The following is a 5,981-nucleotide window of genomic DNA, read 5'->3' as shown; positions in this document are numbered from 1 at the left end:
CGGGGGCGGGGGGGGGGTGGGGGGGGGGTTCGCCGGATCGGGGGGGGGCGGGGGGGGCGGGGGGGGGGGGGTTCATGGGGGCCCGCGCGCGGGGCGAGCCGGCGTGGGGGGGGCCCGCCCCGCTCCTGGTGTCGGTGGTCGGTCCTGCGGTGATGCGGTGTCCCTTCTCCGCGGGGTCCGTCCCGGCCGGGCCGGCCGGGTTCGGTGTGCCTAGAGGTGTGCGAGCTTGTAGAGCACGGGCGCGGCCTCCCGGAGGACGGCCCATTCCTCCTCGTCGAGCCCCTGGGCGAGCTCGGCGAGCCAGACGTTCCTGCGCCGGCGACTCTCCGCGAGGATCGTCTCGGCCTGTTCGGTGCTGCTGACGACCACCTGACGGCGGTCCTCGGGGTGCGGCTCCCGCCGCACCAGCCCCTTCTCCTCCAGCATCGCGACGATCCTGGTCATCGAAGGAGGCTGTACGTGCTCCTTCCGGGCGAGCTCACCCGGCGTCGCCTTCCCGCACCGGGCGAGGGTGCCCAGCACTCCCATCTCGGTGGGACTGAGCGACTCCTCCACCCGCTGGTGTTTGAGTCGTCGGGAGAGGCGCATCGTGGACGACCGCAGCTGACTGATCGCTGCGAGGTCCTGCTCGGACATCTCGGGCATCTCTTTAGCTTACGTCATTACTCTCGCTAAGGAAAATGGGATCCGCCGCCGCGCCGGAGCTTCGGCCCGGTGACATATTGGTGATGGGCCTCAGGTCTCGACTCCCAGAAGGGCCGACCAGCCATGTCCGACCTCGTCTCCGAGCAGTCCGCGCCGTCCGAGCAGTCCGGACAGCCCGGGCAGGGCGACACCGGGTTCGCCCGGCTCGCCATGGTCACCATCGACTGCGCCGACCCGGTCGCGCTGGCGTCGTTCTACGGCGAGCTGCTGGGGTGGGAGACCCGGCACGTGGACGAGAACTTCGCGATCCTCGACAACCCCGAGGGCGGCAGCCCGCTGGGCTTCGGGCGGGTGAACGGGTACCGGCCGGAGCCGTGGACGGAGCCGGACGGGAGCAAGCACTTCCACCTCGACTTCTACGTGGACGACCTGGAGGAGTCGACGGCGAAGGCCCTCGCGCTCGGCGCCACCCAGCCCGCGTACCAGCACGGGCGCACGCTCAAGGTGCTGATCGACCCGGCGGGCCACCCGTTCGGGCTAGCGCCGTTGGAGTAAGGCACGAACGGGCCCGGGGGCCGTGCGCAGGCGGTGTCAGGGGTTGGTGCCAAGATCATGCAGGCGCCGTAAAGGTCCATCCTGACCTGGGATTTCACGAAAACCACGAACATTGTGCGACCGCCGGGCAGTGGCCTACTCTCCCCCGTTGTCAGGGGCACCACACGCCAGGCTCCCCTCGGCGGACCCCGTACCCGTTCGCGTGCCCGTTTCCGCACGCCCTCCCCGGCCGCCCCCGGCCGACCCGCGTCCGCCCCAGCCCTGGCGCCCTCAACCCCGCCTCCAGGGAGCTCAATTGGGTGAGATCCACCATGCCGACCACGGCTGGGTGACACCGGCGGTCTCGTACTTCGTCGCCTGCCTCGGCGCCTTCGTGGCCCTGCGCAGCGCCCGCTGGTCGCTCGTCTCGACGGGCCGCACCCGGGCCGTCTGGCTGCTCTTCGCGTCCACCTCGCTCGGCGCCGGAATCTGGTCCATGCACTTCATCGCGATGCTCGGCTTCTCCGTGACCGGCGTCGAGATCAGCTACCAGCCGGGGCTGACCGTGCTCAGCCTGCTGGTCGCCGTCGCCTTCGTCGGCGTCGGGCTCTTCACCGTCGGGTACTGGCGCCGGCGCCCCGCGCTCGCCCTGCTGATCGGCGGGCTGACCACCGGCCTCGGGGTCGCCGCGATGCACTACCTGGGCATGGCCGCGATGGTCCTGCCCGGTCAACTCGGCTACGACCACGTGACGGTGGCGCTCTCGGTCGCCATCGCCGTGGTCGCGGCGACGGCCGCGCTCTGGGCCGCGCTGAACATCCGGGGCACGCTCGCCGTCCTGGCGGCCGCGCCGGTGATGGGTGTGGCGGTCTGCGCCATGCACTACACGGGCATGGCGGCGCTGTCGGTCCAGGTGGATTTCTCGCACTCCACGCAGGACGGTGTGATGGCGCTGCAGTTCATCTTCCCGCTCGGGGTCGGGCTCGGCTGCTACGTCTTCTTCGGCTCGCTCGCCTTCGCCGTCTCCCCGAGCCGCCCCGACGCGCAGCCCCTGCTGGCCGGTCCGGCCGCCCCGCTGCCCCCGCGGGCGCCCCGGGCACCCCGGCCGCCGCGGGAACCCCTGGTCCCGCAGCAAAGGCTGCGAGGAGCCGACGTCCGGCGCTGAGCGGCGGGCGGCACGCGAGCGGACGCCCGGCCGGGCCCCACCCCGGCCGGGCGTCACCGTGCGCGCATCCTGCCCAGGCGGCCCGGGCGCGTCCTACTCGGGCCGCCCGAGCAGTCCGGCCACGTGCTCCGGCGTGGCCGCCGGGCACGCCTTGTGCACGAAGTCCCGCCGCAGCCCGTGGTACGGCTCGCCCGCCCGGTAGAAGTTGGCGTGCATCCGCCGCAGTTCCTCCGCCCGGTACTCGGCCAGCGGCTTGGCGTCCTCGTCGGCGGCGCGGCGGCGCTTCTTGTCCACCAGCCGCCCGGTGAGCTCCGGTGAGGCGGCGATGCCGGCGGCCTCCCGGACCACCCAGCGACGGAACTCCGCCGCGTCCCCGCCGGACGTGCGGTCCACCAGGCCGATCCGGCGGGCGTGTTCGGCCCCGACCGGCAGCGCCTCGGTGGTGAGCCGCTCGGCCCGTTCGGCGCCGACCCGGTTCGGCAGGGTGTACGTCCAGTACTCGGAGCCGTACAGGCCCATCAGGCGGTAGTGCGGGTTGAGCACCGCCGAGTCGCGGCACCACACCTCGTCGGCGGCGAGCGCCGCCATCAGCCCGCCGGCCGCCGCGTTCCCGCCGAGGGCCGCGACGGTGACCTTGTCCGTCGTGGTGAGGACGGCCTCGACGAAGTCGTCCATCGCGTTGATGTTCTCCCAGGACTCCAGCGCCGGGAAGGCCGAGCCCTGGATGACGTTCAGCTGGATCCCGTTGGAGTAGAAGTCCCGGGGCGCTCCGAGCACCAGCACCGAGGTGGGCCGGTCGGCCGCCTCCCGGTAGGCGGCGAGCAGCCGGCGGCACTGCTCGGTGCTCATCGCCCCGCCCGGGTAGGCGAATTCGAGGTAGCCGACGTCGCCCTCCTCGCGGTAGCGCAGCTCCGACCACGTGCCGCGGCGGGCGGCCGACGCCGGGCTCACCGGCACCTCGCGGACCCGGTACAGCTCGTCGGCGAGCACCGTCGCGGCGGGCAGTTTGAAGGTGGCGGGCCCGCCGGGGGTGCGGCGCGGGCGCAGCTGCGGGATCCACACCGCGCCGTCCGCGGTGGCCCGGCAGATCGCTCCGTCCCGGGTGGCCAGCACGGCGCCGGGCACCGGGCCGCGCAGCTCGTCCTCGGGGTGGCCGCCGTGCAGGAAGAAGTCGCGTCCGTACAGCTCGTCCGGCACGCCGGGCTGGGAGTCCGCGGCCCGCAGCTTGCGCAGCACGGTGGCGGTGTCGTCGTGCTCCCAGTCGATCCGACGCGCCTCCTGGCGCAGCAGCGGCCGCAGCTCGCCGCGCACGTCGGGCCGGCCGTAGTCCAGCGGTTCGGGGGTGAACAGCCCGCCCTCGTAGCGCTGGACGGCCAGCAGGACGGCCTCCGCGGCGGCGTCGGCGACCTCGCCCCGGTACAGCTCGCTCTTGCCGCAGTCGGGGACGGGGAAGTCGACGGACGCCCAGATGTCGCCGGCGTCCATCTCCTCGACGGCCTGCAGCACGGTGACGCCCCAGCGCTCCGCGCCCTCGGTGATCGCCCAGTCCAGCGAGGAGGGGCCGCGGTCGCCGGTGGGCCCCGGGTGCACGATCAGGACGGTCCGGGTGGACCAGATGTCCCGCGGGACGGCCTTGGTCAGCATCGGGCAGACGATCAGCTCGGGATCGGTGCGTGCCACCCCGTCCCTCATCTGCTCGTCACCGAGTGCGAGTTGCACGGCGACCTGGTGGCCGCGTTCGCGCAGCTCGGTGTGGACGCGCTGGGTCAGGCTGTTGAACGCGCTGGCGATCAGGAGAATGCGCAAGGGGGGCCTCCGGCGGTACAGGGGTCGCGCGGAGGCGATGAAACCAGGGCATGGACACGTAACGATTACGGTCCGTACCTCGCCGCTCTACCCTCACGCACCCCGCACACCTGTGGTCCCGGCGTGGCCCGCGCTTCGCGGTATCTCCCCAGTCCCTTCTCCGAGTTGGACTGGCGCGGGCCCCTGCGGCACGGCAGGGGCCCGCTGTCGCGAGGTGCTCAGCGCGGGAACGCCCGGCGGGCCCGCCAGGTGGTGTGCTCGCGGGAGACCGCGTCCTCCGCCTCGGCGGCCAGCCGGGCCCAGCGCGCCTCGGCGTCCGGCGCCCGGACGTCCAGGTCGGAGAGCTGGTTGCCGACGTTCTCCAGTTCGCGCGCGGCCAGCTGGTAGGCGGCGGCCAGCGGGCGGAGCTGCTTGAGCTGCGTCCAGGCGATGATCGCCGCGGCCGCGGCCGAGCTGGCCCCGAAGACGTGCACCTGCAGCGCACCGGTGGCCTGGGCGATGGCGGCCGCCGCACCGAGGATGATCAGCGCCGCGATGCCGAGCCCCCAGGAGACCGCCTGCGAGTCGCAGGACTCCGCCCGGGAGCGGTACCAGGTGCGCTGGCCCTCGACCCGGGTGCGCAGGTAGAGGGTGCGCCGGGCGGTCAGGCTCTCGGCGCGCAGCCGCCGCATCTCCGGGGTGATCTCGGCGACGGTGTCCGGAGGCACGATCTCCGGGTCCTCGAAGGCCCGCATGACGTCCTCGACCTGCAGCAGGTAGCCGCGGTCGACGTCCGCGGACTCCGCCTCGCCGTCGAACGGGCGGGCCCGGACGGTGTACTTCCAGGCCAGCGTCTTGACCGACTCGGCCGCCGCCCGGGCCTCGTACCAGCGGCCCTGCGGGTTGCTGCGGCGCAGCCGGGACCAGAAGTAGCCGGCGACCAGGAAGGCGGCCACCGAGAACAGCGGCCAGACGTCGAAGTCGCCCTCGTGGTCCGGGCCGGGGAACGACCCGATCAGCGCGGCGACCACCAGCATCGCGATCAGGCCGCGGTACCAGCGCAGCGTCTCGCGCTGGCCCTCCAGCGAGGCGTTGTCCGCCGTCCGGAACAGCTCCGGCAGCAACTGCGCCTCGACACCCCCGGGCGGATCCTGTTGCACCATCGGTCGAGTCCCCTCCCCCTTCTCCGTCCAGCCAGTATTCCCGCCGCCAACTGGGCTACACAGGCACCTTTTTGACACCTTCCGACTGCCGGTGATTGCCCGTCGGACGGGTCACCGATACAACCGGTTGCATGCCGCTGCACTGGAAGCTCGTCATCGACTGCGCCGACCCGCACCGCCAGGCCGCGTTCTGGGCCGCCGCCCTGGAGTACGCACTGGAGGACCACGGCCCGCTGGTCACCCGGCTGCTGGCCGCCGGCGCGGTCGGCCCGGACGCCACCACCGAGGTGGACGGCCACGCCGCCTGGCGCACGCTGGCCGCCGTCCGCCACCCCGAGGACCCGTACGACCCGGACTCCGACACCGGCCTCGGCCGCCGCATCCTGTTCCAGGCCGTCCCCGAGCCCAAGCAGGCCAAGAACCGCCTGCACCTGGACCTCCACCCCGGCCCGGGCGGGCGCGCCGCCACCGTCACCCGCCTCGAAGCCCTCGGCGCCACCGTCCTGCGGGACGTCGCGGAGCCGGGCGGCGCGTGGACCGTCATGCGGGACCCGGAGGGCAACGAGTTCTGCGTCCACTGAGACCGGCCCGGAACACGGCGCGGCCCCCCCCCCCCCCCCGGGGGGGCCGGGGCGCCCCGGGGACGGCCGCGGGGGCCCGAACGCCGCAAAGGAGGAGGATATAAAAAA

Annotated in this window: 6 protein-coding genes; 3 read left to right on the top strand and 3 right to left on the bottom strand. The window is 73.5% G+C overall.

Going from position 1 to position 5,981, the window contains the following annotated elements:
- Positions 1–210: 210 nt before the first annotated feature.
- Positions 211–645, bottom strand: coding sequence for a MarR family winged helix-turn-helix transcriptional regulator (locus tag ACFV04_RS09080; RefSeq protein WP_030235202.1), 435 nt, complete (start codon positions 643–645; stop codon positions 211–213).
- Between the two features lie 123 nt (positions 646–768).
- On the opposite strand from ACFV04_RS09080, the gene ACFV04_RS09075 reads away from it, so the two are divergent.
- Complete coding sequence (locus tag ACFV04_RS09075; RefSeq protein WP_380347274.1) at positions 769–1,200, top strand: VOC family protein; 432 nt, start codon at positions 769–771, stop codon at positions 1,198–1,200.
- A 295-nt stretch (positions 1,201–1,495) separates the two neighbouring features.
- Complete coding sequence (locus tag ACFV04_RS09070) at positions 1,496–2,344, top strand: MHYT domain-containing protein (RefSeq protein WP_380347275.1); 849 nt, start codon at positions 1,496–1,498, stop codon at positions 2,342–2,344.
- Between the two features lie 93 nt (positions 2,345–2,437).
- Here the strand turns inward: ACFV04_RS09070 and ACFV04_RS09065 are convergent, their stop codons facing one another.
- Entirely contained in the window at positions 2,438–4,150 is a 1,713-nt protein-coding gene (locus ACFV04_RS09065) for a hydrogenase maturation protein (RefSeq protein ID WP_380527831.1), read from the bottom strand.
- A 218-nt stretch (positions 4,151–4,368) separates the two neighbouring features.
- Complete coding sequence (locus tag ACFV04_RS09060) at positions 4,369–5,292, bottom strand: DUF4231 domain-containing protein (protein WP_380347277.1); 924 nt, start codon at positions 5,290–5,292, stop codon at positions 4,369–4,371.
- A 131-nt stretch (positions 5,293–5,423) separates the two neighbouring features.
- Here ACFV04_RS09060 and ACFV04_RS09055 point away from each other — a divergent pair, with 131 nt between their 5' ends.
- A complete protein-coding gene (locus tag ACFV04_RS09055; RefSeq protein WP_380347278.1) occupies positions 5,424–5,873 on the top strand; it encodes a VOC family protein in 450 nt (149 codons plus the stop codon).
- Positions 5,874–5,981 lie beyond the last annotated feature (108 nt).

Origin of the sequence: Kitasatospora sp. NPDC059599, from assembly GCF_042735125.1 — a bacterium.
Lineage (GTDB): Bacteria > Actinomycetota > Actinomycetes > Streptomycetales > Streptomycetaceae > Kitasatospora.
Note: the sequence above shows the minus strand (reverse complement) of the source record. Positions and strands in the feature narration are given on the sequence as shown.

Excerpts from the sequence above, each read along its gene's own strand:
- ACFV04_RS09060 (WP_380347277.1), bottom strand. The coding sequence starts at position 5,292 with ATGGTGCAACAGGATCCGCCCGGGGGTGTCGAGGCGCAGTTGCTGCCG.
- ACFV04_RS09055 (WP_380347278.1), top strand. The coding sequence starts at position 5,424 with ATGCCGCTGCACTGGAAGCTCGTCATCGACTGCGCCGACCCGCACCGC.
- ACFV04_RS09075 (WP_380347274.1), top strand. The coding sequence starts at position 769 with ATGTCCGACCTCGTCTCCGAGCAGTCCGCGCCGTCCGAGCAGTCCGGA.
- ACFV04_RS09080 (WP_030235202.1), bottom strand. The coding sequence starts at position 645 with ATGCCCGAGATGTCCGAGCAGGACCTCGCAGCGATCAGTCAGCTGCGG.